Genomic DNA, 24252 nt, shown 5'->3' on the forward strand with positions numbered 1-24252 from the left:
GTCGCGCCCCCTCACACCTGCACGATCGGCTCCCGGGTGAACAGTGCTCCCATGCTCGGCGCGTTCACCCGTCGCTCCGCGAGCCGCAGGCCCTCCCACACCGTGACCTGGTTGGCGGTGAGGACCGGCTTGCCCAGTTCCTTCTCCAGGGCCGGGATGTGGGCCGCCGTGTGCAGGGCCGTGTCCGGCAGGAGGAGGGCCTCGGCGTCGGGCCGGTCGGCGTCGCGGGCCAGCAGGAAGACCTCCGCCTCGCCCCAGGTGCCGACCTCCGCGGCCGTGACGATCCCGGCGCCGCGGACGGACGTCACCTCCAGGCCGCCCGCGCCGAGGAAGTCCGCGAAGAGCCCGGCCACGTCCTCGGGGTAGGTCGCGCCGACCGCCACCCGCCGCACGCCGAGCTCCTGGGCCGCGTGCACGAAGGCGAAGGACGTGGAGGAGGCGGGCAGGCCGGCCGTGACGGCGAGGGTGCGCACCTGTTCGTGGGCGCCGTCCCAGCCGTACACGAAGCTGCCGCTGGTGCACGCCCAGACGACGGACTCGGCGCCGCCCATGCGCAGTTCGTCGACGCCCGCCGCGAGCCGCTCGGCCGAGCCCATCTCCCGCAGGGCGTCCACCCGGTGGGCGTCCGTACCGATGTCGGTGTGAACGACGTCGAGGCGGATGTCGCTGCCGAGCAGTTGCTCGATGCGCGCGTAGTCGTCCTCGGCGGAGTGCCCCGGGTAGAGGAATCCGAGTGCGGTCATGGCCTGCCTTCCTGCTGTTCACCGTCCGGGAGCTGTGGCACCACGGGACCCGAGCGCGCCGCCGGATCGATCAGCGCCTGGTACGGTCCCACCGCTCGGGTACCCAGCCGCGCCAGCGCAGCCCACATCGTCACCTGGTTGGCCGAGATCACCGGGATGCGCAGTTCGGCCTCCAGTTGCGGGATGACGTCGTAGGTCGGCAGGTTGGTGCAGCTGATGAACAGCGCGTCGGCGGCGCGCCGCACCGCCTTGTGCGCCATGGCGACCACCTCGCGGTACGGCACCTTCCAGATGTGCCTGGTCAGGCCCATGTAGGCGCACCCGGTGACCTGGACACCCGCCTCGGCGACGTACGCCTCCAGGGCGCGGGTGACGGACACGGTGTACGGCGTCACCAGCGCCACCCGGCGTGCGCCGAGCGCCGCCAGTGCCTCGAGGAGAGCCCCCGAGGTGGTGACCGAGGGAAGCGCGCCGGCCCGGGTCATCGCCGCGCACATCGCCCGCTCCCCGGCGATCCCGCCGACGAAGCTGCCGGAGGTGCAGGCGTAGGCGACGACCTCGGGCGAGATCGCGGTCAGGGTGCGTACCGCGTCGTCCAGGGTCTCGTGCTCGCTGACCAGCCGGGCGAGGTCGAGACTGACCTCGACCGGCACGTACGGCGTGCGCGTCAGGTGCAGCGAGACGTCGTCGGGGACCCAGCGCCACAGCTCACGGTCCAGGGCGAAGTCGAACGGGGCGACGACTCCGACACCGCGCTGCGGCCGGGGGCCACCGAGAAAGGACACGTCCATGACGGGCACCGCCCTCACTGTGCGAAAGGGGTGAGCAACGGACCGTACGTACGCCCGTGTTGACGAAGGTAGGTTCGGGTGCGAGCGTGGTCAAACCTCGCATGTCAGACGGCCACCCCGCACCGGAAACGAGTCCCTCTGCATGACCATCCCCACGGTCCTCGTCCTGGACGCCGAACCTCTCCCCCGCCTCGGGCGCCTCACCGGTCGCGCCCGTGTCGAGCACACCGACGAGGCGGGCCTCGCCGAGCGGCTGCCGTCCGCGGACGTGCTGCTGGTCTGGGACTTCGCGTCCCGGGCCGTGCCGTCCGCGTGGCCGGGTGAGGGGCCGCGGCCGCGCTGGGTGCACACGGCGAGCGCGGGCGTGGACCATCTGATGTGTCCGGAACTCGCCGCCTCCGACACGGTGGTGACCAACGCGCGCGGCGTCTTCGACCAGCCGATCGCCGAGTACGTCGCCGCCCTCGTCCTCGCCATGGCCAAGGACCTGCCGAGGACGCTGGAGCTGCAGCGGGAGCGGACCTGGCGGCACCGGGAGAGCCAGCGGGTGGCGGGCACACGCGCGTGCGTGGTCGGTTCCGGGCCGATCGGCCGGACGATCGCCCGCACGCTGAAGGCGCTGGACATCAACACGGCGCTGGTCGGGCGCACCCCGCGCACCGGCGTCCACGGCCCCGACGACCTGGACCGGCTGATCTCCCGCGCCGACTGGGTGATCGCCGCGGCCCCGCTCACCGAGCAGACGCGGGGCATGTTCGACGCCCGCCGCTTCGACGTGATGCAGCCCTCGGCCCGTTTCATCAACATCGGGCGCGGCGGCCTGGTCGTCGAGCAGGACCTCGCGGACGCCCTCGCCAAGCGGTGGATCGCGGGCGCCGCCCTGGACGTCTTCGAGCACGAACCCCTCACCCCCTACAGCCCGCTGTGGCGGGTCCCCGGCCTGATCGTGTCCCCGCACATGAGCGGCGACACGGTCGGCTGGCGCGATGAACTCGGCGCCCAGTTCGTGGAGTTGTACGAGCGCTGGGCGGCCGGGCGGCCGCTGCTGAACGTGGTCGACAAGCAACGGGGGTATGTACCCGGACGCTGAACCGCCGAGCCATGAAGGGCAGATGCAGATGTCGGACCTCGACCTCACCGAGCTGACCGCCGCACGTCTCGTCGAGGGGTACCGCAAGGGCGAGTTCAGTCCCGAGGAGGCGACGCGGGCCGCGCTGGAACGGGCCGAGCGGATCCAGCCGGAGGTGAACGCCTTCGTACGGCTGCTGGCGGACGAGGCGCTCGCGCAGGCCCGGGAGTCGACCGAGCGGTGGCGGCGGGGTGAGCCGAAGGGGCTGGTCGACGGGGTCCCCACGACCGTCAAGGACATCATCCTGCTGCGCGGGGCGCCCACCCTCAAGGGCTCGAAAACCGTCTCGGAGCAAGGGAGTTGGGACGAGGACGCGCCCTCCGTCGCCCGGCTGCGCGAGCACGGCGCCGTGTTCCTCGGCAAGACCACGACCCCCGAGTTCGGCTGGAAGGGCGTGACGGACTCGCCGCTGACCGGCGTGACCCGCAACCCGCACGACCCGTCCCGCACCGCCGGCGGCTCCAGCGGGGGCGCGGCGGCCGCCGTCGCCCTCGGCGCGGGCCCACTCGCGCTCGGCACGGACGGCGGCGGCAGCGTCCGTATCCCGGCCGCGTTCTGCGGGATCTTCGCGCTGAAGCCGACGTACGGCCGTGTCCCGCTGTATCCGGCGAGCGCCTTCGGCACGCTGGCGCACGTCGGCCCGATGACCCGGGACGCGGCGGACGCGGCGCTGCTGCTCGACGTGATCGGGGTGCCGGACAGTCGCGACTGGTCGGCGCTGGGCCCGCCGCCCGGGTCGTTCTCGGCGGCGCTGGCGGGCGGGGTGCGGGGGCTGCGGGTCGCGTACTCGCCGTCCCTGGGCGGGCAGGTGGCGGTCCAGCCTGCGGTGGCCGCCGGGGTGCGCCGCGGGGTGGAACGGCTGGCGGAACTCGGCGCGTACGTCACCGAGGCGGACCCCGACTTCACCGACCCGGTGGACGCCTTCCACACCCTGTGGTTCTCCGGGGCGGCCCGGGTGACCCAGCGACTCTCGCCGGAACAACGGAAGTCGCTCGACCCGGGCCTGCGGGAGATCCGGGCGGCGGGCGCCCGCCTGTCCGCCCTCGACTACCTGGCCGCCGTCGACGTCCGCATGGAACTCGGCCGCCGCATGGGCCGCTTCCACGGCTCCTACGACCTGCTCGTCACCCCGACCCTCCCGATCACCGCGTTCGAGGCGGGTGCCGAGGTCCCGAAGGGCTCGGGGCACCGGCGCTGGACGGGCTGGACGCCGTTCACGTACCCCTTCAACCTGACCCAGCAGCCGGCGGCGACCGTCCCGGTCGGCAGCGACGGGGACGGCCTGCCGGTCGGCCTCCAACTGGTGGCCGCGCGGCACCGCGACGACCTGGTGCTGCGCGCGGCGCACGCGCTCATGTCCGGCGGAAGCTGAGCGTCTCCCCCGCCGCCCCCGACCGCCACAGGTCGTTGCAGCCCTCCGCCATCGCCGCGAGGCCCTCGACGACCTGGCCCCAGACGATGCCGGGGACCCAGCCGACGTCGGCGTTCAACAGGAGGTTGTTGCGTTCGTAGAACAGGGCGAGGTCGACGACCGTGGTGCCGGCGCGGACCTCGCGGTCGTAGCCGTAGGCCTTCGTGCCGAGTTCCGTGCCGGCGAAGGAGAAATAGCAGAGATCTCCGGGAATGGGGGTGACTGTCGGGTTTTCCAGGGGTGGTTCGGATGTCGCGAACGGAGGGAAGAGGGCGTAGATCTCGTTGCGCGCGTATTTCGCGTGGTAGACGTCACCGCCCAGCGGGAGGGCGTCCCACACCGCCGCACAGGTGAGGGGAGCACGGTCGTCGAGCAGTTTCGCCGTGCAGGTGATTCCGCGTTTGACCAGCGAGACTTCTATGTAGCGGTCAGCCATGTCATCCATGGTGCATACATCGCATGCCTTCGGGTAGCCGCGCCGCCATGGCTCCACCTTTTGGGTACGCAAACGACAGAGACACACCCGGGACCACACGCCGATCGCTGCTCGCGGGGGTGGCGGCGCTCGGTGCGCTGGGGGCCGCGGGGTGCAGCCGCGTGGCCACAGCGTCCACCGTCGCGGGCGGTGACCTGCTCGAACGCCTCCGTGCCGCCGGTGTCGTACGGCTGGGGATCGCCGGTGAGATCCCGTTCGGGTACATCGACAAGAACGGTCAGTTGACCGGTGAGGCACCCGAGTTGGCCAAGGTCATATTCAAACGGCTCGGCATCGACAAGGTGCAGCCCGTGCCGACGGAGTTCGGTTCGCTGATTCCGGGCCTGAATTCCCAGCAGTTCGACGTCGTGGCGGCCGGTATGTACGTCAACCCGGAACGCTGCCAGCAAGTGATCTTCGCGGACCCCGACTATCAGATGCTCGATTCCTTCATCGTCCGCAAGGGAAATCCAAAAGGTCTTCACAACTACAAGGACGTCGTCGCCAAGAAGGCGAAGTTCGCCACCGGCACCGGATATGCGGAGATCCAGTACGCCGTCGAGGCCGGATACAAGCAGAGCGACATCCTCATCGTGCCGGACCAGGTCGCCGGACTGAACGCCGTGGAGGCGGGGCGCGTCGACGTCTTCGCCGGTACGGCGCTCACCGCCCGGGAAGTGGTGAAGAAGTCGAGCAAGGCGGAGGCCACCCAGGCCTTCGCACCCCTGGTCGGCGGCAAGCCGCACGTCGACGGCGGCGCCTTCGCGTTCCGGCAGACCGAGACCCGGCTGCGGGACGCCTTCAACGTCGAGCTGCGCCGGCTGAAGAAGAGCGGCGAGCTGTTCCGGATCCTGCGCCCCTTCGGCTTCACCCGGGACGAGATGACCGATCTGACCGCGAAGCAGCTGTGCGGCGGCGGGAAGAGCGGAGCGAGCTGATGACCACCGGACTCTGGGAACTCGTCCTCAAGGGTGTCTGGACCACCGTCCAGCTGCTGGTCCTCAGCAGCCTGCTGGCGGCCGCCGTCTCCTTCGTCGTCGGTGTCGCGCGCACCCACCGGCTGTGGATCGTCCGCTTCCTCGCGGGCTTCTACACCGAGGTGTTCCGCGGGACCTCTGCCCTGGTGATGATCTTCTGGGTGTTCTTCGTGCTGCCCCCGGCCTTCGGCTGGCAACTGGTGCCGATGTGGGCGGGCACGCTGGCGCTCGGGCTGACCTACGGCGCGTACGGCTCGGAGATCGTGCGCGGCGCGCTGAGCGCGGTCGACCCGGCGCAGCAGGAGGGCGGGATTGCGCTCAGCTTCACGCCCTGGCAGCGGCTGCGGCTGATCCTGCTGCCGCAGGCGGTACCGGAGATGATCCCGCCGTTCTCCAACCTGCTCATCGAACTGCTCAAGGGCACCGCGCTGGTGTCGGTCATGGGCATGGGCGACCTGACGTTCAGCGCCAACCTGGTGCGGCTCGCGCTGCAGCAGAGCGCGGAGATCTACACGTACGTGCTGCTGATCTACTTCGTGATCGCGTTCCTGCTCACCCGGGTCATGCGCGGCCTGGAGAAGAAGCTGAAGACCGGTGTCGGCAGGGCTCCCGAGCGCAAGGTGACGGCTCCTGAGCCCGTGGGCGCCGGCGTCGGCGCCGGTGTGGGAGGTGGTTCCCGGTGAACTGGGACTGGAACGCCGTGAGCGACTTCATGCCGCACTTCTGGGACGGCGTGCTCGTCACCCTGCAGGCCCTCGCGCTCGGCTCGCTGATCGCGTTCGCGCTGGGCCTGGTGTGGGCGCTGCTGATGCGGACGCCGAGCCGCTGGGTGCGCTGGCCGGTCGGCGTCGTCACCGAGTTCGTGCGCAACACCCCGCTGCTGGTGCAGCTGTTCTTCCTCTTCTACGTGATGCCCGAGTGGGGACTGACGATGTCCGCGCTGACCACCGGCGTCATCGGCATCGGCCTGCACTACTCGACATACACCATGCAGGTCTACCGCGCCGGCATCGAGGGCGTGCCGGCCGGCCAGTGGGAGGCCGCGACGGCGCTGAACCTGCCCCGGCTGCGGACCTGGCAGGTGGTGATCCTGCCGCAGGCGATCCGCCGCGTGGTGCCGGCGCTCGGCAACTACGTCATCGCGATGCTCAAGGACACGCCGATGCTGATGGCGATCACCGTGCTGGAGATGCTCGGCCAGGCCCGGCTCTTCTCCCAGCAGCACTTCCAGTTCACCGAGCCCCTCACGGTGATCGGCGTGGCCTTCATCGTCATTTCCTATCTGGCCTCCCTTCTTCTGCGAGCTCTGGAGCGACGCCTTGTCCACTGACGCCCCCCTGATGAACGAACCCGACGCCCACGCGAACCCGCCGGTGGACGGCAGCGAGCTGATCCGGCTCGAACAGGTCACCAAGCGGTTCGGCGACAACACGGTCCTGGACCGGCTGGACTTCTCCGTCGACTCCGGCAAGCACGTCACGCTGATCGGCCCCTCCGGCTCCGGCAAGACGACGATCCTGCGGCTGCTGATGACGCTGACCAAGCCCGACGAGGGCACCATCACCGTCGACGGCCGGCAGCTGTTCCCGGCGCCCGAGAAGGAGGTCCGCGAGGTCCGCAAGAAGATCGGGATGGTCTTCCAGCAGTTCAACCTGTTCCCGAACATGAGCGTGCTGCGCAACGTCACCGAGGCGCCCGTCACCGTCCTCGGCATGTCCCGGGACGAGGCGGAGCAGCGGGCCCGCGAGCTGCTCGACCTGGTGGGCCTCGCCGACAAGGCCGGCTCCCGCCCGACCCAGCTCTCCGGCGGCCAGCAGCAGCGTGTGGCGATCGCCCGCGCGCTGGCCATGCGTCCGCAGGTGCTGCTCCTCGACGAGGTGACCTCGGCGCTCGACCCGGAACTGGTCGCCGGCGTCCTGGACGTGCTGCGGGACATCGCCCGCACCACCGACATCACGATGCTGTGCGTGACCCACGAGATGAATTTCGCCAGGGACATCTCCGACCAGGTGCTGATGTTCGACTCCGGACGGGTCATCGAGTCGGGGCCGCCGGAGAAGATCTTCAGCGAGCCGGAGCAGGACCGTACCCGGGAATTTCTGAGCGCTGTGCTCTGACGTGGAAAGTTGAACGCGGTTCAACCTCCGAGGTCCGGGGCGCGGGTCATGTCTTTGGCATATGTCAGAGTGCCTGCGCCCCTGTTGAGAGCCGTACCCGTGCGCCGGAATCTCGCCAACAACCGCTCCCGACAAGGCCCTTGGCCGTTATCGTGGTAGTGATTCGCTGACCGGATTGCGGCCCAGTAGTAGCGAGCGCAGGGGGAAACCGTGGCGCTGCTGTATTCGCCCGGGGGACACCCCCCGGACCCCCGGCCGATCCTGCTCGCACCCGACACATCACTGCGAGGTGAGCTGTCATGAGGATCGAGCCGACCGCGCCGTACCACTCGGCCCAGGACGCCCTGCGCGTCCTGGAGACAGTGGCCCGGCACACCACCGGAATCACCGACGTCGAACTCGCCAGGCTCACCGGCCTCACCCCGGAGCGGCTGACCACCCTCCTGAGGATGCTGCGCCGCGAGGGCTACGTCGAGCAGATCACCGATGGCGCCTACATCACCGGCGACGCCCTGACCCGCCTGAGCTCCGCCGAGAGCCACGAGCAGGCGCTGCGCGACAAGCTCCAGCGCACCCTGGACCGGCTGCGCGACTCGGTGGGCGCGGCGGTGTACCTGAGCCGGTACGTCGACGGCGAGGTGAAGGTGTCCCAGTACGCCGACGGGCCCACGACCCCCGTCGTCCACGAATGGGTCGACTTCCGCTACTCCGCCCACGCCACCGCGATCGGCAAGAGCCTGCTCGGCCAGCTCGACAGCAACGGCCGCCGCGACCATCTCTCCCGGCACAAGATGGCGCGCCTCACCTCGCGCACCATCACCAGCGACAAGCTCCTGCTGCACCGCCTGGAGTCCCAGCCGCCGTCGGTGCCCCACCTCGACCTCCAGGAGTACGCGATCGGCACGGTCTGCGCGGCCGTACCGATCACCGCCGGCTCCACGGTCGGCTGTCTGGCCCTGTCCCTGCCCGTCCAGGACGCCCACCGCCTGCGCCGCGCCGCCGAGGCCCTGAACCGGAACGCGGCCCCGGTCCTGCTCTCGCTGGCCATCTGAAGAGACCCGGGGGTGGTCACGAGCACCCCCACGGACCAGGTAGTATTTTCTTCGTCGCCAGCCGCTCGACACAGATCGAACGGCAGGCGTGAGTCATGCGCCGCTAGCTCAGTTGGTTAGAGCAGCTGACTCTTAATCAGCGGGTCCGGGGTTCGAGTCCCTGGCGGCGCACAGACGGCATGGCCCCTCGCAGCAGTAGCGGGGGGCCTTCGCCATTGACGGCGAGCCCTCTCCCCAGAGCCGGATCCTCCCGGGCGCGACAGGGCCGGCTGGGGGCCTGGGGGTTACCCCCCGGGAGACACAGCATCAGCGGGTCCGGGGTTCGAGCCCCTGGCGGCGCACGATGTCGATGGCGAGGCGTGTTCGCGGACAGCGCGAACGGCCTCACCATCGTCGTTTCTGCGCGGCTGCGCCGCGCGTTGTGGGGGCTTCGCCACCCACACCCCCACCCCCTCAGGCGAGGTCTCTCGTGGACGCCAGGGCCCCTTCGGCGTCCCCCGGTGTCAGCCGTCGGTACGTCCGTTCGCCCGGTGGGCGCCACCACACCGGATCGTCGCAGTGGACCCCCTCCTTCCGCAGCCGGGCACGGTGGATCTTGTTCGTCGCTGTGACCGGCATCCGGTCCACCACCCGCACGAACCGGGGTGCCATCTTCGTCCCGAGATCCGGCTGGGCGTCCAGGAACCCGGCGAATTCCGCCGGCTCGAAGCGCCCGGCGATCGTCGCCATCACCTGGTCCCCGGTCACCGGGTCCGGCACGGCGTAGACGGCTACCGCGTCCGCGCCCTCGTAGCGGGCGAGGATGTTCTCGATCATCGCGGCGGCCAGGTTCTCGCTGTCGACGCGGAGCCGGTCGTCCGTGCGGCCGGCGAAGTAGAGGTAGCCGTCGCCGTCCCGGTAGAAGAGGTCGCCGGTCCAGTACGCACCGTCCCGGCGCCGCTCGGCCTCCGCCGCCGCGTTGCGCCAGTACCCCTCGAAGGGGTTCGGTCCGCGGTTGACCAGCTCCCCTATCGCCTCGTCCCCGTTGACCAACTGCCCGGCCGCGTCGAACACCGCCGGCCGGCACTCCCGCCCCGTCTCCGGATCGAGCACGACGAGACCGGGCGCCGCCCTCCCCACCGCCCCGGCAGGCGTCCCCGGCGACCACTGGATCGCCGCCCCGCCCTCCGAGGAGCCGTACCCCTCCACCAGCCGCACCCCGAACCGCCGCTCGAAGGCCGCCGCGTCCACCGCCCCCGCCTCGGTGCCGAAACCGAGCCGCAGCGGGTTGTCCCGGTCGTCGGCACGCTCCGGCGTTGCCAGGATGTACTGCACCGCCCGTCCCACGTAGGTGAAATACGTCGCCCCGAACCTCCGTACGTCCGTCAGGAACCCGGACGCCGAGAACCGCCGCCGCAGCGCCACCCCCGCTCCGGCGGCCAGCGCGGGCGCCCAGTCGGCGATCACCGCGTTGCCGTGGAACATCGGCATGCAGATGTAGTGCAGGTCCTCGCGCCGCACCCCGAACTGCCCGACCAGGGAGGCTCCGGCGGCCGCCAGCCGGCCCTGGCTGCAGATCGCCGCCTTGGGGGCGCCGGTCGAGCCCGAGGTGAAGTACAGCAGCAGCCGGTCGGCGGGCCGGGCCCGGGAGGCGTCCGGCTCAGCGCCCGCGTACGGCGCGAGGAGGTCGGCGTACTCCTCGGTGTCGGTCAACAGCAGGCGTACGCCGGGGAGTTCGAGGTCCGCCAGGAGCGGGAGGTGGGAGCGCCCGGTGACCAGGACGCGGCACTCGGTGTGCAGGATGTCCCGGGCCAGTTCGGGGCCGCGCCGGGTGGGGTTGATGCCGGCGACGGCGGCTCCCGCGAGGGCTGCCGCGCTCAGCCACAGGGGGTACTCGGGGGTGTTGTCGAGCAGCACCCCCACATGCGGCTCGGCACCGGCCGGCAGGAGGTCGGCCAGCAGGGCCGCTCGGGCCGCGGCGCCGGCGGCCACCTCGTGATGGGTGAGCACCTGCTCCTCGAACCACAGCCCCGGACGGTGGTCACCCCACCGCTCGGCCACCAGCTCCGCGACCGTGCGCCTCCTGGAGTCCATGGAGCCGCACGGTAGTTGACGGACCGTCAGATGGGGAGCCTCACGGCATGACCACGTGCGTGACGTCGCGCATGAAGCCGAAGCCCGCGTGCACCGTAACCATGAACATGACACAGAACCCGATGAACACGCCGAAGAACGCCAGCAGGCACCCCTGCTCGGCTATGAGCCGCCCCGGCGTCGGCGGCTTCGCCGTGGCCCGCTCCGGGTGCTCGGCCAGGTAATGCACCGTGACGATGTCACCCGTCACGATCGTCCGCGGCCCGCCTCCCTCCTCGAACCGGACCGGACGGCCCTCACGGGTGACGAACTCGTACACGTGGTGCAGGGTCGTCCTGACGGAGGTGTCCCCGCCCCCTCTGGTCGTCGTGTACGTGTTCAGGCACCGCGCCTCGGCGGTGAGTCCGCCGTTCCAGGCGCTGCTGAGATGCCAGGCACGCCTCAGGACGCTGATCAGGGCGATGAGCGCGAAGGCGATCATGAGGCCGGGCACGAGGTAGAAGAAGGCTTCCATACGATCCCCCGAGGTCGGTCCGCCGGCCTCGTCCGGCTGGCGTGGCAGGACCCTACCCACGCCGGCCGCGCGCCGGGCTCAAGGAAACCTCAGAACGTGACGCCGGTCACGGCCCTTGTTCGCCCCGCCCCGCGCAGAACGCCACCGTCAGGTCCTTCACCAGCGCCTTGCGCTCGTAGTCGTCGAGTTCCACCAGCCCCCGCACGGTCAGCCGGGTCACCGTGTCCTCCACCGAGTCCACGACCGACGCGAGCATGCCCGCCCGCTGCTGGGCGTCCAGCGCGGCGATCCGGCGGCGGTGCATCGCCGCGGCCACCTCGGGCGCGTACTCCACCCGGACCGGCCGCACGGAGAAGACCTCGAGCCCGACCGGCGCCGCGTCCGCCGCGACCAGCCGGGTCAGCGCGTCCCCGGCCGCCTCCACCGACCCCCGCGCCCCGCCCGGCGGCTCCACCGGCACCTGGGCGAGGGCCGCCTCCACGCACTCGCGCAGATACGTCTCGTGGTCCTCCACGCCCAGCACGGCCCTCGCGGTGTCCCGCACCCGCCACACCACCAGCACGACCACCCTGAGCGCGACCCCGTTGCCGTCCGCCGCCTGCATCGGCTCGCTGCGCCAGTGCCGCAGCCGTACGTCGACCCGGCGGCGCAGCAGCAGCGGGTTGACCCACATCAGGCCGGTGCGCCGGACCGTCCCCCGGTAGCGCCCGAACAGTCCGAGCACCCAGGCCCGCCCGGTGCGGCCGCGGGCCAGCCCGCCGAACCCGAACAGCCCGAGGGCACCGGCGCCCGCGTACCCGGCCCACTGCACGGGCCCGAGCCCCGCCCCCGCGTCCCCCGGCAGCCGCAGGGCGTGCACCGCGAGCGGTGGCAGCACCCCGGCCCACCAGGAGTTCGCGACGCACCCCGCCATCCCGCACACCCCGGCCAGGACCCCCGCGACTCCGGGCAGCACCCTGGCCGGCCGCTCGACCAGCTCCGGGTCGACCCGCACCGCCGGCCGGGCCTTCGCCGCCACCGGCCGCCGGAAGCGCGGCGCTTCCCTGCCGTCCCGGAGCGGCAGGAACGGCTGCTCGCCGGTGTCCTGCCGGCGCCCCACGACCACCGGTGAGGCCGGCACCGGCTCCGGGTCAGGGTCGTCGCGGAACAGCAGGTGGACGGGGATCTCCATGGTCGACTCGTTGTGGATGAGCCGGCCCGCTCTGGGCGGTCCCTCGGACTCGGGTGTCGGTGATGTGGTCGTCGTACTCATGCGTGCCTCCAGCCTCCGCGCCAGATGCGTCATGACAGATGGGGTGGTCGAAGCCGTGGCCGGCTACGAGAACAGCCGCCGCCAGGTCTCCGGCCCCGGATACCCGTTCGCCGCGCCGCCCCGCCAGCCCTGGCTGCGCTGGAAGGCCTCGACGTTACGGCGGTCCGCCTCGCTCCAGCGCGGACCGGGACCGGACGTGTAGTACGTGCCGAACCCTTTCTTCACCAGCTGCTCGCCGAGCAGGGTGACGTACTTGTTGACGGCCCCGGGCCGGAACAGCCCGCGCCCGGGATACCCGGCGACCCCGTGGGACGCCGGAACTCCGGGCGAAACGGTCGTTCCGGCCGCCCCGCCGGTCCCAGCCGCCGGGATGTCCTTCCCCTTCCCGGTGACCAGCAGGTTCCAGGTCCGCGGTCCCGGCAGCCCGTCGGCGTCGGCGCCCGTCCAGCCCTGGGCGAGCTGGAAGACCCGGGTGGCCCGCTGGTCGGAGTCGGACCAGCGGGGCCCCGGGCCCCTGGAGTAGAAGCGGGCGGCGCCGCGCGCGACGAGCAGCTGCCCGAGCCGCGTGACGTGGGCGTTGTCCGCGCCGGGACCGAAGGACGCCGCTCCCGGGAACGCCGTCGCCGCGCCCCGAGCGGCGGACGTGTCCGTGGAGTTCGGGGTCGCGCCCGCGGTGTCCGGCGCGAGCCCCTTGTACCGGTAGGGGACGTACTGGTCCGAGTGGCTCCAGTAGGCGTACGGGGTGGCCTGACGGCGGGCGCTCGGGGGCGTCTCCTCGTACGCGACGTAGGAGGTGTGGGTGTGGTCCGTCCAGCCGCCGAAAAGGACGACGTGCGAGCCTTTCTCGGGGTCGGCGGGATTGTGGAACAGCAGAATGTCGCCGGGCTGCAGTTCCTCCTTGGAAATGCGGATCCCGTACGTGCCGAGGCTGCCGGTCCATTCGTTGTCGGGCAGCCGCCAGGCCATCGAGACAAAGCCCGAGCAGTCCTGCCGGTAACCGTCGGACCAGTAGTCGTCCATGCTGTACGGCACCTTGGCGGCGACCCAGGTCTTGGCCCGGTTGATGATCTCCGCGCGGGTGATGGCGGGGACCCGTACGGCGTGCTGCGCGTCGGCCGGCATGCCTCCCGGGCCGTACAGCGGGGCCCTGCCCCCCTGCGGGGTCTGGGGCTCGTCACCTGCGGCAACGCCGGGTCCCGGGGAGACGTACGGAGCCGCGAGCGCCGGCACCGCGTGACCGGTGCCGAGGGTGGCGGACGCGGCGGACGCGGCGACGATCACGACACGCTGCGCGGGCCGGCACCGGGCCGACCGCGGCCCCGGCGAGGACTGGGCGCGCGGAAGGACACGGCGCCAGTACGCGCATCCAGGGCAGTCGCAGTCGCTCGCCGGGTCGAATTCCTCGAAGACCGGAGTCTCCATGCGATTCCCCTCACGCTCAAGATGGAAATGACCGCGCTCGTGCACGTCGATCAGTTTCCCAACCCTCCTCCCGACGCGCATTCTGACGGTCCGAATGACGTACGGGCCCGGTCCGCACCCCGGCCGACCCGACAGGTGGTCGAGGGCACCCCTCGGGGTCCGGTAGAGTTACGCCGTCAGCAGGCGCCGCTAGCTCAGTTGGTTAGAGCAGCTGACTCTTAATCAGCGGGTCCGGGGTTCGAGTCCCTGGCGGCGCACGCACACCGAAGGCCCTCCGCACACGCGGGGGGCCTTCGCCATTGACGGCGAGCCCTCTCCCCGGAGCCGGATCCTCCCGGGCGCGACAGGGCCGGCTGGGGGTCCGGGGGTTACCCCCCGGGAGACACAGCATCAGCGGGTCCGGGGTTCGAGTCCCTGGCGGCGCACGCACACCGAAGGCCCTCCGCAGAAGTGCGGGGGGCCTTCGCCATTGACGGCGAGCCCTCTCCCAGGGTCCGGGGTTCGAGACCCAGGCGGCACACGCACACCGAAGGCCCCTCGCAGGAGTAGCGGGGGCCGTCGCCATTGACGGCCGAGGCCCCTCGCAGGAGTCGCTGGGGACCTTCGGTGTTGACGGACGGCCGTCCCCCGGTACCGGATCCTCCCCCTCGCCCGAACGAGGGGCCCGTCGGCACGTTCGGACGAGGTCGGCAGCATGTCCGGAATACCCGCGTCCTGCCGTGCACAAGAGGTCCACAAGACCCCCACAGGCACCCCAATGAACGCGTATGACCGGTAAACAGCGCGTTTCGTGTCTTGCGATCATGGTGAGCGCCATAGAACCCTGTGTCCAAGATGCTGCTGATACGCGGCAGTTGGGGGAGTAGTAAGCGGTTGCCGGATCTGCGGGGATAGGGGGCCCCGTGCACGAGCGGATGCCGAGGGGGGCGTCCTGCAACCGGAAGGCCGCCGTGCCGTGTCCCAAGTGTGGAGAACATGGCGATTGCGGCCCGCCACGACGCACCTGTGCAGGTCTAGGGGGACCAGCCACAGGTGTGAGGAGAACCGACACAACACGCGGTGTCCGCGTGTGGGGGGATGACTCATGACGTCGACGCCGACGGGCGCCCGGCATAACTTCGACCCGTCAGAAACCACGCAGCTGAGGGTGCCTTCGCACAACAGCGGCCACACCGGTCACACAGGCCAGTTCCGGCGGATCAAGAAAACCCTGCCCAGATACGACTACGAGCACTACAGCAGGCTGGCCGGCCCGCTCACGCAGCCGGACCCGGACAAGCCGTACAAGGTGCAGTACCGCTCGCTGCTCTCGCAGGAGCCGCACCGGATCCGGGCCGCCCTGATGCTGGGCGCCGCGCCGCTGCTCTCACTGGTCCTGCTGGCCTGGCTGCTGCAGCCGCAGCACTGGACCGAGCGCGACTATCCCGCCTTCTCCTTCCTGCCGGTGCTGGACGTCGTGATGCTGGTCTCGATCGGCCTGATCGAGTTCTTCCGCTGCATGAACGTGCTGTCCAACGCGCACGCCACCCTGGTCGCCCGCGACCCGGTCCCGGTGGTGCCGGAGACCGGCACCCGGGTCGCCTTCATCACGACGTACGTGCCCGGCAAGGAACCGCTGGAGATGGTGACGAAGACCCTGGAGGCGGCCGTGCGGCTGCGCCACCGGGGCCTGCTGCACGTCTGGCTGCTGGACGAGGGCGACGACGACGAGGTGAAGGCGGTCTGCGCGCGCCTGGGCGTGCACCACTTCTCCCGCAAGGGCGTCGAGCAGTGGAACCGGAAGAAGGGCCCGTTCCGCGCGAAGACGAAGCACGGCAACTACAACTCCTGGCTGCAGGCGCACGGCGACCAGTACGACTACTTCGCCTCGGTCGACACCGACCACGTCCCGCTGCCCAACTACCTGGAGCGGATGCTCGGCTTCTTCCGCGACCCGGACGTCGGCTTCGTCATCGGCCCGCAGGTGTACGGCAACTACGACAACCCCATCACCAAGGCGGCCGAGTCCCAGCAGTTCCTCTTCCACGCCCTCATCCAGCGGGCCGGGAACTTCTACGGCTCCCCGATGTTCGTGGGCACCTCGAACGCCGTACGCATCAGCGCGCTGAAGCAGATCGGCGGTCTGTACGACTCGATCACCGAGGACATGGCGACCGGCTTCGAGATCCACCGGCACCGCAACCCGGCCACCGGCCGGAAGTGGAAGTCGGTCTACACCCCGGACGTGCTCGCGGTCGGTGAGGGGCCGGGCGCCTGGACGGACTTCTTCACCCAGCAGATGCGCTGGTCGCGGGGGACGTACGAGACGATCCTCAAGCAGTACTGGAAGGGCTGGTTCTCACTGCCTCCGGGCAAGCTCTTCAACTACACGATGATGATCATCTTCTACCCGATGTCGGCCCTCAACTGGATTTTGGCCGCACTGAGTTGCGCGCTGTTCCTGGGCCTGGGCGCCTCGGGCGTGAACATCGACCCGACGGTGTGGCTGATGCTGTACGGCAACGCGTCCGCGCTGCAGATCGGCCTCTACATCTGGAACCGCCGCCACAACGTCTCCCCGCACGAGCCCGAGGGTTCGGGCGGTGTCGCGGGCATGGTGATGTCGGCGCTCTCGGCGCCGATCTACGCCCGCTCGCTGATGGACGCCGTACTGCGCCGCAAGTCGAAGTTCGTGGTGACGCCCAAGGGCGACTCGGCCAGCCCGGACACGCTGTTCGGGACCTTCCGCATCCACCTGTTCTTCATCCTGGTCTTCGGCGGTTCGATCGCCGCCGGTCTCACGCTCGGGCACTCGCACCCCGCGATGATCACCTGGGCCTCCTTCGCCCTGCTGATCACCGCCTCGCCGATCTTCGCCTGGCGCTACCAGGTGCGGCAGGCGGAGAAGCAGCCGCCCCTGGCGGCTGAGCCGCAGGACGCCCCGCCCTCCGTGCCGTACCAGCCGCGGCCACTGCCCCAGCGGCAGACGCCGCGGCACGGCACGGGGCAGAAGGCCCAGTGGGCCGCGTCGCAGGGCAACCAAGGAGGCCAAGGAGCCTCAGAGGGCTCGGGTCCGGGTGACGACCAGACCATGCAGATCGCGCTCGGTGGATTTGGGGGACGCAAGGAATGAACGACCGTGCAGGCCGCCGCCGCGCCCGTCGGTTCGCGATCGGGACGGCGGTGGTACTCGCGCTGGCCGGGATGAACGGGCCCTGGGTCTACCGCTTCGGCACCGCGAAATACCACCAGTACGCGATCAACAGACCCGAGTACAAAAGGGACAACGGGCACTGGCAGATCATCGAGTTCCCGAAGGAGTACCGCCAGGACACGATCCACGCGGCGCTGCTGCGCACCGGCAAGGTGCTGCTGATCGCCGGCTCGGGCAACAACCAGGACAACTTCAACGCGAAGAAGTTCGACACCCGCATCTGGGACCCGGTCAAGGGCACCATCAAGAAGATCCCGACGCCGAAGGACCTGTTCTGCACCGGCCACACGCAGCTCGCCAACGGCAATCTGCTGATCGCGGGCGGGACGAAGCGGTACGAGAAGCTGAAGGGTGACGTCACCAAGGCCGGCGGCCTGATGGTGGTGCACAACGAGAACCCGGACAAGCCGATGACGCTGCCCGCGGGGACGGTGTTCACCGGCAAGGAGAACGGCAAGACGTTCGTCTCCAAGGACCCGGTGCTGGTCCCGCGCGCGAAGAAGGTCTTCGACCCGAAGACCGGCAAGTTCCTGCGCAACGACCCCGGGCTCGGCCGTATCTACGTCGAGGCGAGGCGCAGCGGCACCAAGTACGAGACCGGCACCCAGGACAACTACACGATCCAGGGCCTGACCGGTGCCGACGAGCGCAACACCTACGGCATCGCGCAGAAGCTCGCACTGGACAAGAAGGACTTCCAGGGCATCCGGGACGCCTTCGAGTTCGATCCGGTCGCCGAGAAGTACATCAAGGTCGACCCGATGAACGAGGCCCGCTGGTACCCGACGCTCACCACCCTGAGCGACGGCAAGATCCTCAGTGTCTCCGGGCTCGACGACATCGGCCAGCTGGTGCCCGGCAAGAACGAGATCTTCGACCCGGCGACCAAGACATGGACGTACACGAAACAGATCCGCCAGTTCCCGACCTACCCGGCGCTGTTCCTCCTGCAGAACGGCAAGATCTTCTACTCCGGCTCCAACGCGGGGTACGGGCCGGACAACGTCGGCCGGGACCCGGGCGTCTGGGACGTGGACACCAACCGGTTCACCAAGCTGCCCGGCCTCAGCGACGCCAACAAGATGGAGACGTCCGGGACGGTGCTGCTGCCGCCCGCGCAGAACGAGAAGTTCATGGTGATCGGCGGCGGCGGGGTCGGCGAGTCCAAGCTGTCCAGCGACAAGACCCGGCTGATCGACCTGAAGGACAAGAGCCCGCACTTCGTGGACGGGCCGACGCTGGAGAAGGGCACGCGCTATCCGCAGTCCTCGATCCTGCCGGACGACACGGTGCTGGTGTCCGGCGGCTCGGAGGACTACCGGGGGCGCAGCGACTCCAACATCCTCCAGGCGCGGATCTACCACCCGGACACCAACACCTTCCAACAGGTGGCGGATCCGCTGGTCGGGCGGAACTACCACTCCGGGTCGATCCTGCTGCCCGACGGGCGGATCATGTTCTTCGGGTCGGACTCGCTGTACGGCGACAAGGCGAACACCAAGCCGGGCAAGTTCGAGCAGCGGATCGAGATCTACACGCCGCCGTATCTGTACCGGGACTCACGGCCGTCGCTGTCCGGTGGCCCACAGACCATCGCGCGGGGCGGCACGGGGACGTTCACGTCTCCGCAGGCGTCCGCGATCAAGAAGGTGCGGCTGATCCGGCCGAGCGCGTCGACGCACGTCACGGACGTCGACCAGCGGTCGATCGCGCTGGACTTCAAGAGGTCCGGGGACAAGATCACGGTGACGGTGCCGGAGAATCGGAATCTGGTGACGTCCGGGTGGTACATGCTGTTCGTGGACGATGATCAAGGGACGCCCAGTGAAGCGCAATGGGTGAGGGTTCCCTAAGCTCGTCGGGCGGGTGCGGGTGGGCTGTGGCTTGTCGCGCCCACGCGGCGGAAGCCGCACATGTCACAGCCCCGCGCCCCTGAAAAGACCTCATCCTCCCGCAAGCTTCAGAGCGTAGGTCGGCCACCAATCGCCTGCCTTCGGGCCCCCCTTGCACGTCCCGTCCGACTCCCCCGGCCGCTTCACCCACAGGTACGCGTCCACCGAGGGATCCGCCGTCTTCGTCGTCGGCGTCTCCCCCAGTGCCCGGCCCGGTGGGTTGCACCAGCGTTCGTTCGGGTTGCCGGCGGTGTAGGGGCCGTTGCCGTTGCGGCTGGTGTCGATGACGAAGTGTTTGCCGCCCACCCTGGCGGAGAGCTGCTTGCCGTAGGCGATGGAGTCCTGGGTGGAGTAGAAGTTGGAGACGTTGACGGCGAAGCCGTCGGCCTGGGCGATGCCCGCGCGCTGGAGGGGCTGGAAGATCTGGTCGGGGTGGCCCCAGCCGGCGTTGCCCGCGTCGAGGTAGACCTTGGTGGACTTCAGGGACTTCAGCTTGCCGATGGCGTAGTTGAGCAGGCTGTAGCGCTCCTCCTGGAACTGGCCCGGGGTGCAGCCGTCCACCAGGTGCAGGACGGCGTCCGGTTCGAGGACGACCATCGCCGAGCGGTCCGCGATGCCGGAGGCCACCGCGTCGATCCAGGCGCGGTAGGCGTTGCCGTCCGAGGCGCCGCCCTGGGAGTACTGGCCGCAGTCACGGTGCGGGACGTTGTAGAGGACGAGCAGGGCGGTGCGGCCCGCCTTGTCGGCGGCCTCGGTGAAGCCCTGGGCCTCCTGCTCGGGGTTCTCCGGGCCGATCCACTCGCCGGTCGGCTGCTCGGCGATCTTGCGGATCCGCTCGGCGTCGGGGGCCTTGCCGGACTTCGCGTACGCCTTCACCTGCCGGGCCGCGTTGCTGTCCGGGTTGACCCAGAAAGGGTCGCTCTGGCTGGGCTGTTGGGTGATCGTCGCCGCGCCCGCCTTGTCGTCCTTGCCGCCGCCGCCCGAGGAGGAGCACCCCGCGACCAGCAGTGCCGCCCCCAGCACGACCGCGCCTGCCCGCGCCCCCCTGCTGCCGTACATCCAACTCCCCCTTGGGTGCACCGGTCCAAGGGGTCAATCGTGACATACGACCCGAGCCGCCCACGAGATCGCCCGCGCCTTGTCGGCGAGCTGTTACACCACGGATGGTGGGAGGGGAACGGGAGGCGGGCTCGGGAAAGGGGAGTGTGCGCGCATGCACGACACCGACCGGGAACTCCGGCTGGCGACGGCACTGGTGGAGGCGGCCGACACCCTCGCCGACGGCTTCGAGACGCCGCACCACCTGCGGCGCGTCGCCGACCGCTGTGTGGAGCTGCTCGACGCGCGGGCCGCCGGGATCATGCTCGTCGAGGCCGGCCGGGCGGTGTCCCTGGCGGGCAGCAGCCGACAGGAGGCGGTGGCGCTCGACCTGCTCAACGCCCAGCACGGCGGCGGCCCGTGCCTGGAGAGCTACGGCACGGGCAGGCCGGTGCCGCCCGTCTCGATCCGGGTCGCCCACGCGGCCGCCCGCTGGCCGGACTTCACCGAGCTGGCGCTGAGGCACGACATCGCGGGGACGTACGCCGTCCCGCTGCGCCGCCGCGAGACACTGCTCGGCGCGCTCAACGTGTTCGTGCCGACCCTGCCGGACGGTGTCGAGGCGCAGCTTCCGGTGGCTCAGGCCCTCGCCGACGCGACGGCCGTCGGGCTGCACAACCACCGCACCCACGACGAGTACCGCACGCTGGCGGGCCAGTTGCAGCAGGCGCTGTCCAGCAGGGTGCGCATCGAGCAGGCGAAGGGGATGCTCGCCGAGCGCTGGGGCACCGGGGCCGACGCCGCGTTCGGTGCGCTGCGGCAGTACGCGCGCCGGCGGCGGCTGCCGCTGGACCAGGTGGCGCGGGGCGTCGTCGAACGGACCCTCGGGGACGAGGAGTTGCGCGCCCGGCCGCCGGGAGGGCCCCTGGACCGCCCGTAGCGGTGTCGGCACCAGTGTGTATGACGCAGAGCCACCGAAGGGGGACCTGGCGTGAGACGCCCCCTAGGCTCTGGCGCTCATCCGTTCTATCGTCTTCTCAAACGGCCCCAGCCCCCGGCCGGACTACACCACCGCGTCCTCCCGAACCTCCCGCGCCGGCGCCGGGTTACTCCCGCAGCCCGTGCGCGCGCGGTCGAGGACCAGCCCGGTCGGCGGCTTCCGGGGGAGCGGGTCGCCGACCGGGCCGGGTGCGGCCGGCGCCCTCTCCCCCGCTGTCACCGTCCCGTTCCGGTGAGGTACGCCGAGACGACCACGTTCGCCGTGTAGCTGCGGCTCGCCCGGTCGAAGCTGCCGCCGCAGGTGATCAGCCGCAGTTCGGCCCGTCCCGACTCCCGCTGGCCGTAGGCTTGCCGGGCGTCGAAGCGGTCCCGCGGGAGGACCCTGATGTCGTCGACGGTGAAGTCGGCGACCTTGCCGTCGTCCCGGACCACGCGGATCCGCTCGCCGGGCCGCAGCGAGCTGAGCTTGTAGAAGACGGCGGGGCGGGTCTCGGTGTCGACGTGCCCGACCATCAGGGCGGTGCCGGCCGCCCCGGGTTTCACCCCGGCGGCGTACCAGCCCACCACGCCCGCCTGGTCGAAGGGCGGCGGATCGATCGCCCCTTGCCCGTCCAGGCCGCGCGCCACGACCGGCGCCTGCACACCGAGGTCGGGAATGTCCAGGCGTTGCGGCGATGCTCCGCCCAACGGCCGTGCCGCGGGCGGGAGTTCCATATCCGGTGGCCGGCCGACCGCCGCCATGTCGCCGGTGGTCGGGGCGGATATCCCCTGCCGTATGTCGGTCACCTGCCGTCCCCACAGCCACAGCCCGAGCAGCAACACCACCCAGGCCATGCCCGTCACCAGGCGACCGGAACCGGCGGAACGCTCGTGATCGGACATGGTCAACCCGTTCCGCGTCTCCGGCGCCCGCCGAGCACGGCCACCGCGGCCGCCGCCACACCCGCGAGCACCAGCCCCGTCACCGCGTGCGCCGTACCGGGCCCGGCCGCGCGGACGCCCGAGGAGGACAGGCGCGCGGTACCGCCGCCACCGGCGTGGACGGGGGCCACGGGAGAAGCGGGGACATTGGCGGGGGCGCTGGGCCGGGCCGTGTCCTGGCCGACGGTGAGCGTGCTCGTGCGCCGGGAGGTGCCGCAGGTGACCGTCACGTCGTAGGTGCCCACGGTGAGGGACGAGCGGACGCGGGTCTCGCCGACCAGCGCGCCGTCCGCCACGGACAGCCGGGCGTCCGCGACGAAGGCCGCCGAGACGGCCGTGGCGGTCTTCTCCGCACAGCCGCTGACCCGCAGCGCGACATCGCTGCCGGGAACCGGCGTGGCCGGGTTGACCCAGACGCCCCCGTCCTGCGCGTACGCCGTCGGGGCGAAGGCGACGACTGCGAGGGCCGCCGCACAGAGAGTGATCCTTGCTGAACCCATCGTGAACCTCCAGACATGTGGAGGGTCCCCCGGACGGCCGGACCCCGCATCCGCAGCGGGGCCCGCACTGCTCCGAACGGGTGGTGACGGGTTTCAGACCCGGTCGACGAGATCCGCGATCGAGTCCACGACCTTCGACGGCCGGTAGGGGAAGTCCTCGACCTGCTCGGGCCGGGTCAGCCCGGTGAGCACGAGGAACGTCTGCATCCCCGCCTCCATGCCGGCCAGCACGTCGGTGTCCATGCGGTCGCCGATCATCGCGCTGGTCTCGGAGTGGGCGCCGATCGCGTTGAGCCCGGTGCGCATCATCAGCGGGTTGGGCTTGCCCGCGAAGTAGGGCTTCTTGCCGGTCGCCTTGGTGATCAGCGCGGCGACGGCGCCCGTGGCGGGCAGCGGCCCCTCGGCGGAGGGGCCGGTCTCGTCGGGGTTGGTGGCGATGAAGCGGGCGCCGTCCTGGATGAGCCGTACGGCCTTGGTCATCGCCTCGAACGAGTACGTGCGGGTCTCCCCGAGGACCACGTAGTCGGGCTCGTGGTCGGTCAGGATGTACCCGATGTCGTGCAGGGCGGTGGTCAGGCCGGCCTCGCCGATGACGTACGCCGAGCCGCCCGGCCGCTGGTCGTCCAGGAACTGGGCGGTCGCGAGCGCCGAGGTCCAGATGGACTCGACCGGCACGTCCAGGCCCATGCGCCTGAGGCGGGCGTGCAGGTCACGCGGGGTGTAGATGGAGTTGTTGGTCAACACCAGGAAGGGCCGACCGGACTCGCGCAGCTTCTTCAGGAAGGCGTCGGCGCCGGGGATCGGTACGCCCTCGTGGATGAGCACACCGTCCATGTCGGTGAGCCACGACTCGATGGGCCTGCGTTCTGCCATGTGCGGGATCTCCTGCCGTACGCCCGTACGCGGTGCGGGTGCTGCGTGGGACCCCAGCCTAAACACTGGCCGGATCTTGCGGAACGGCCGGTTTTCAGCGCCGCCTTCCCGGCCTGCGCAACAGCAGCACGGCACCGCCCGCCACAAGGATCGCGGCAGCGGCGGCGGCCAGGAGTCCGCCCAGGGTGCCGAGGCCGGTGCGGGCGAGTTCGTCGGCGAAGGGCAGGTCCTCGATGCCGCCGGGTGAGGCGGAGGACGCGTCGGGAGTGGCGGCCTCGGGGCCGTCCTCGACGCGGAAGTGGTAGTCGTCGGACTGCCCCACCCAGTCGCCGTCGTCCTGGTGCCGCTGGACGACGGCCGCGTTGGCGGTGACCTCGTTCGGCACGGCGTCCCGGGCGAACGCGAGGCGGACCGTGACGCTGACCGTCCGGTGGGGGCCGACGGTGAAGCCCGGGAAGCCGTCGTCGAAGGGGCCGACGAGCTCGTCCTCGTCGGTGTGCACGAACGGGACGGGATGCGGACGGCCGCCGGGCCGCCCGTCGGAGAACTCCAGGTGGACCTGGGACGGCTTCAGTGCCCGCTTGGCGTCGACCAGCACGACGACCGGGTGGATGGCGGCGCAGGTACGGGTGGTGGTGTTGGTGAGGTCCAGGTACCAGGTGCCGTAACCGTCGCCCGCCCGGTAGGCGTCGGGGCCGCCGTGGATGCGGGAGGTGAGGGGGAAGCGGTCGCCTGTCGAGCAGGTGGGCGCGGGGGCGGCGGACGCCGGGGTCGCCGCGGGGAGGAGGGCGGCTGCGGCGAGGCAGAGGGACAGGGGCGTGTGCAGTCGCATGAACACATGACCATGCCGGGTGCGGGCGGGGGACGGCGGTCGCCGCTC

The 24252-nt window shown here is 70.8% G+C and carries 22 protein-coding genes and 2 tRNA genes; 12 read left to right on the forward strand and 12 right to left on the reverse strand.

Annotated features, from left to right (window positions below; all coding sequences use genetic code 11):
* Positions 1 to 11: 11 nt before the first annotated feature.
* Positions 12 to 743: a decarboxylase gene (locus ACIRVK_RS07190; RefSeq protein WP_404244420.1), complete on the reverse strand. Its 732-nt coding sequence runs from the start codon at positions 741 to 743 to the stop codon at positions 12 to 14.
* On the reverse strand, positions 740 to 1534 hold the full coding sequence (locus ACIRVK_RS07195; RefSeq protein ID WP_404244574.1) for an aspartate/glutamate racemase family protein: 795 nt from the start codon (positions 1532 to 1534) through the stop codon (positions 740 to 742). The genes ACIRVK_RS07190 and ACIRVK_RS07195 overlap by 4 nt, the downstream gene beginning before the upstream one ends.
* Before the next feature lie 142 nt (positions 1535 to 1676).
* Between ACIRVK_RS07195 and ACIRVK_RS07200 the strand changes: the two genes are divergently transcribed.
* Positions 1677 to 2624, forward strand: coding sequence for a D-2-hydroxyacid dehydrogenase (locus ACIRVK_RS07200; RefSeq protein WP_404244421.1), 948 nt, complete (start codon positions 1677 to 1679; stop codon positions 2622 to 2624).
* A gap of 28 nt (positions 2625 to 2652) precedes the next feature.
* Positions 2653 to 4035, forward strand: a complete 1383-nt coding sequence (locus tag ACIRVK_RS07205; RefSeq protein WP_404244575.1) for an amidase — start codon at positions 2653 to 2655, stop codon at positions 4033 to 4035.
* Here ACIRVK_RS07205 and ACIRVK_RS07210 read toward each other — a convergent pair.
* Entirely contained in the window at positions 4016 to 4510 is a 495-nt protein-coding gene (locus tag ACIRVK_RS07210; RefSeq protein ID WP_404244422.1) for a DUF3830 family protein, read from the reverse strand. The two genes, ACIRVK_RS07205 and ACIRVK_RS07210, sit on opposite strands and share 20 nt — an antisense overlap.
* A 47-nt stretch (positions 4511 to 4557) precedes the next feature.
* Here ACIRVK_RS07210 and ehuB point away from each other — a divergent pair, with 47 nt between their 5' ends.
* The 6 genes from ehuB to ACIRVK_RS07240 all read left to right on the forward strand — a co-directional run bounded on the left by ehuB (position 4558) and on the right by ACIRVK_RS07240 (position 8866).
* On the forward strand, positions 4558 to 5487 hold the full coding sequence (gene ehuB, locus ACIRVK_RS07215) for an ectoine/hydroxyectoine ABC transporter substrate-binding protein EhuB (RefSeq protein ID WP_404244423.1): 930 nt from the start codon (positions 4558 to 4560) through the stop codon (positions 5485 to 5487).
* A complete protein-coding gene (gene ehuC / locus ACIRVK_RS07220) occupies positions 5487 to 6209 on the forward strand; it encodes an ectoine/hydroxyectoine ABC transporter permease subunit EhuC (RefSeq protein ID WP_404244424.1) in 723 nt (240 codons plus the stop codon). Before ehuB ends, ehuC begins: the two co-directional genes overlap by 1 nt.
* The gene (gene ehuD / locus ACIRVK_RS07225) at positions 6206 to 6856 is read left to right on the forward strand and encodes an ectoine/hydroxyectoine ABC transporter permease subunit EhuD (RefSeq protein ID WP_404244425.1); all 651 of its coding nucleotides are present in this window, start codon (positions 6206 to 6208) and stop codon (positions 6854 to 6856) included. Before ehuC ends, ehuD begins: the two co-directional genes overlap by 4 nt.
* Positions 6857 to 6866: 10 nt before the next feature.
* Positions 6867 to 7643: an ectoine/hydroxyectoine ABC transporter ATP-binding protein EhuA gene (ehuA, locus tag ACIRVK_RS07230; RefSeq protein WP_404244576.1), complete on the forward strand. Its 777-nt coding sequence runs from the start codon at positions 6867 to 6869 to the stop codon at positions 7641 to 7643.
* Between the two features lie 299 nt (positions 7644 to 7942).
* Positions 7943 to 8695 carry an IclR family transcriptional regulator gene (locus tag ACIRVK_RS07235; protein WP_404244427.1) on the forward strand — a complete coding sequence of 251 codons (753 nt, stop codon included), beginning with the start codon at positions 7943 to 7945 and terminating at the stop codon, positions 8693 to 8695.
* A 97-nt stretch (positions 8696 to 8792) separates the two neighbouring features.
* A tRNA-Lys gene (locus tag ACIRVK_RS07240) sits at positions 8793 to 8866 on the forward strand.
* A 282-nt stretch (positions 8867 to 9148) separates the two neighbouring features.
* Here ACIRVK_RS07240 and ACIRVK_RS07245 read toward each other — a convergent pair.
* The 4 genes from ACIRVK_RS07245 to ACIRVK_RS07260 all read right to left on the reverse strand — a co-directional run bounded on the left by ACIRVK_RS07245 (position 9149) and on the right by ACIRVK_RS07260 (position 13956).
* Positions 9149 to 10768, reverse strand: a complete 1620-nt coding sequence (locus ACIRVK_RS07245) for a long-chain-fatty-acid--CoA ligase (RefSeq protein ID WP_404244428.1) — start codon at positions 10766 to 10768, stop codon at positions 9149 to 9151.
* Positions 10769 to 10808: 40 nt separating this feature from the next.
* Complete coding sequence (locus tag ACIRVK_RS07250) at positions 10809 to 11282, reverse strand: DUF3592 domain-containing protein (RefSeq protein WP_404244429.1); 474 nt, start codon at positions 11280 to 11282, stop codon at positions 10809 to 10811.
* A gap of 106 nt (positions 11283 to 11388) precedes the next feature.
* Positions 11389 to 12534, reverse strand: a complete 1146-nt coding sequence (locus ACIRVK_RS07255; protein WP_404244430.1) for an SPFH domain-containing protein — start codon at positions 12532 to 12534, stop codon at positions 11389 to 11391.
* Positions 12535 to 12597: 63 nt separating this feature from the next.
* Positions 12598 to 13956, reverse strand: a complete 1359-nt coding sequence (locus tag ACIRVK_RS07260; protein ID WP_404244431.1) for a peptidoglycan-binding protein — start codon at positions 13954 to 13956, stop codon at positions 12598 to 12600.
* 183 nt (positions 13957 to 14139) lie between these two features.
* Between ACIRVK_RS07260 and ACIRVK_RS07265 the strand changes: the two genes are divergently transcribed.
* The 3 genes from ACIRVK_RS07265 to ACIRVK_RS07275 all read left to right on the forward strand — a co-directional run bounded on the left by ACIRVK_RS07265 (position 14140) and on the right by ACIRVK_RS07275 (position 19002).
* Positions 14140 to 14213, forward strand: a tRNA-Lys gene (locus ACIRVK_RS07265).
* 827 nt (positions 14214 to 15040) lie between these two features.
* Complete coding sequence (locus ACIRVK_RS07270) at positions 15041 to 17068, forward strand: glycosyltransferase family 2 protein (RefSeq protein ID WP_404244432.1); 2028 nt, start codon at positions 15041 to 15043, stop codon at positions 17066 to 17068.
* The gene (locus ACIRVK_RS07275) at positions 17065 to 19002 is read left to right on the forward strand and encodes a galactose oxidase-like domain-containing protein (protein ID WP_404244433.1); all 1938 of its coding nucleotides are present in this window, start codon (positions 17065 to 17067) and stop codon (positions 19000 to 19002) included. The genes ACIRVK_RS07270 and ACIRVK_RS07275 overlap by 4 nt, the downstream gene beginning before the upstream one ends.
* Before the next feature lie 90 nt (positions 19003 to 19092).
* On the opposite strand, the gene ACIRVK_RS07280 is transcribed toward ACIRVK_RS07275, so the two are convergent.
* Positions 19093 to 20100 carry a glycoside hydrolase family 6 protein gene (locus ACIRVK_RS07280; RefSeq protein WP_404244434.1) on the reverse strand — a complete coding sequence of 336 codons (1008 nt, stop codon included), beginning with the start codon at positions 20098 to 20100 and terminating at the stop codon, positions 19093 to 19095.
* Positions 20101 to 20254: 154 nt separating this feature from the next.
* Between ACIRVK_RS07280 and ACIRVK_RS07285 the strand changes: the two genes are divergently transcribed.
* On the forward strand, positions 20255 to 21019 hold the full coding sequence (locus ACIRVK_RS07285; RefSeq protein ID WP_404244435.1) for an ANTAR domain-containing protein: 765 nt from the start codon (positions 20255 to 20257) through the stop codon (positions 21017 to 21019).
* 275 nt (positions 21020 to 21294) lie between these two features.
* Here ACIRVK_RS07285 and ACIRVK_RS07290 read toward each other — a convergent pair whose 3' ends face one another.
* The 4 genes from ACIRVK_RS07290 to ACIRVK_RS07305 all read right to left on the reverse strand — a co-directional run bounded on the left by ACIRVK_RS07290 (position 21295) and on the right by ACIRVK_RS07305 (position 24210).
* Positions 21295 to 21960 carry a class F sortase gene (locus ACIRVK_RS07290; RefSeq protein ID WP_404244436.1) on the reverse strand — a complete coding sequence of 222 codons (666 nt, stop codon included), beginning with the start codon at positions 21958 to 21960 and terminating at the stop codon, positions 21295 to 21297.
* Positions 21961 to 21962: 2 nt separating this feature from the next.
* Entirely contained in the window at positions 21963 to 22499 is a 537-nt protein-coding gene (locus tag ACIRVK_RS07295; protein WP_404244437.1) for a hypothetical protein, read from the reverse strand.
* 93 nt (positions 22500 to 22592) lie between these two features.
* Positions 22593 to 23372 (reverse strand): HAD-IIA family hydrolase, encoded by a 780-nt coding sequence (locus tag ACIRVK_RS07300; RefSeq protein WP_404244438.1) that lies wholly within the window; start codon positions 23370 to 23372, stop codon positions 22593 to 22595.
* 94 nt (positions 23373 to 23466) lie between these two features.
* Positions 23467 to 24210, reverse strand: coding sequence for a hypothetical protein (locus ACIRVK_RS07305; RefSeq protein WP_404244439.1), 744 nt, complete (start codon positions 24208 to 24210; stop codon positions 23467 to 23469).
* Positions 24211 to 24252: the final 42 nt, after the last annotated feature.

It is taken from the genome of Streptomyces sp. NPDC101152 (genome assembly GCF_044768275.1).
Lineage (GTDB): Bacteria > Actinomycetota > Actinomycetes > Streptomycetales > Streptomycetaceae > Streptomyces.

Excerpts from the sequence above, each read along its gene's own strand:
- ACIRVK_RS07190 (WP_404244420.1), bottom strand. The coding sequence starts at position 743 with ATGACCGCACTCGGATTCCTCTACCCGGGGCACTCCGCCGAGGACGAC.
- ACIRVK_RS07195 (WP_404244574.1), bottom strand. The coding sequence starts at position 1,534 with ATGGACGTGTCCTTTCTCGGTGGCCCCCGGCCGCAGCGCGGTGTCGGA.
- ACIRVK_RS07200 (WP_404244421.1), top strand. The coding sequence starts at position 1,677 with ATGACCATCCCCACGGTCCTCGTCCTGGACGCCGAACCTCTCCCCCGC.
- ACIRVK_RS07205 (WP_404244575.1), top strand. The coding sequence starts at position 2,653 with ATGTCGGACCTCGACCTCACCGAGCTGACCGCCGCACGTCTCGTCGAG.
- ACIRVK_RS07210 (WP_404244422.1), bottom strand. The coding sequence starts at position 4,510 with ATGGCTGACCGCTACATAGAAGTCTCGCTGGTCAAACGCGGAATCACC.
- ehuB (WP_404244423.1), top strand. The coding sequence starts at position 4,558 with ATGGCTCCACCTTTTGGGTACGCAAACGACAGAGACACACCCGGGACC.
- ehuC (WP_404244424.1), top strand. The coding sequence starts at position 5,487 with ATGACCACCGGACTCTGGGAACTCGTCCTCAAGGGTGTCTGGACCACC.
- ehuA (WP_404244576.1), top strand. The coding sequence starts at position 6,867 with ATGAACGAACCCGACGCCCACGCGAACCCGCCGGTGGACGGCAGCGAG.
- ACIRVK_RS07235 (WP_404244427.1), top strand. The coding sequence starts at position 7,943 with ATGAGGATCGAGCCGACCGCGCCGTACCACTCGGCCCAGGACGCCCTG.
- ACIRVK_RS07245 (WP_404244428.1), bottom strand. The coding sequence starts at position 10,768 with ATGGACTCCAGGAGGCGCACGGTCGCGGAGCTGGTGGCCGAGCGGTGG.
- ACIRVK_RS07250 (WP_404244429.1), bottom strand. The coding sequence starts at position 11,282 with ATGGAAGCCTTCTTCTACCTCGTGCCCGGCCTCATGATCGCCTTCGCG.
- ACIRVK_RS07255 (WP_404244430.1), bottom strand. The coding sequence starts at position 12,534 with ATGAGTACGACGACCACATCACCGACACCCGAGTCCGAGGGACCGCCC.
- ACIRVK_RS07260 (WP_404244431.1), bottom strand. The coding sequence starts at position 13,956 with ATGGAGACTCCGGTCTTCGAGGAATTCGACCCGGCGAGCGACTGCGAC.
- ACIRVK_RS07270 (WP_404244432.1), top strand. The coding sequence starts at position 15,041 with ATGACGTCGACGCCGACGGGCGCCCGGCATAACTTCGACCCGTCAGAA.
- ACIRVK_RS07275 (WP_404244433.1), top strand. The coding sequence starts at position 17,065 with ATGAACGACCGTGCAGGCCGCCGCCGCGCCCGTCGGTTCGCGATCGGG.
- ACIRVK_RS07280 (WP_404244434.1), bottom strand. The coding sequence starts at position 20,100 with ATGTACGGCAGCAGGGGGGCGCGGGCAGGCGCGGTCGTGCTGGGGGCG.
- ACIRVK_RS07285 (WP_404244435.1), top strand. The coding sequence starts at position 20,255 with ATGCACGACACCGACCGGGAACTCCGGCTGGCGACGGCACTGGTGGAG.
- ACIRVK_RS07290 (WP_404244436.1), bottom strand. The coding sequence starts at position 21,960 with ATGTCCGATCACGAGCGTTCCGCCGGTTCCGGTCGCCTGGTGACGGGC.
- ACIRVK_RS07295 (WP_404244437.1), bottom strand. The coding sequence starts at position 22,499 with ATGGGTTCAGCAAGGATCACTCTCTGTGCGGCGGCCCTCGCAGTCGTC.
- ACIRVK_RS07300 (WP_404244438.1), bottom strand. The coding sequence starts at position 23,372 with ATGGCAGAACGCAGGCCCATCGAGTCGTGGCTCACCGACATGGACGGT.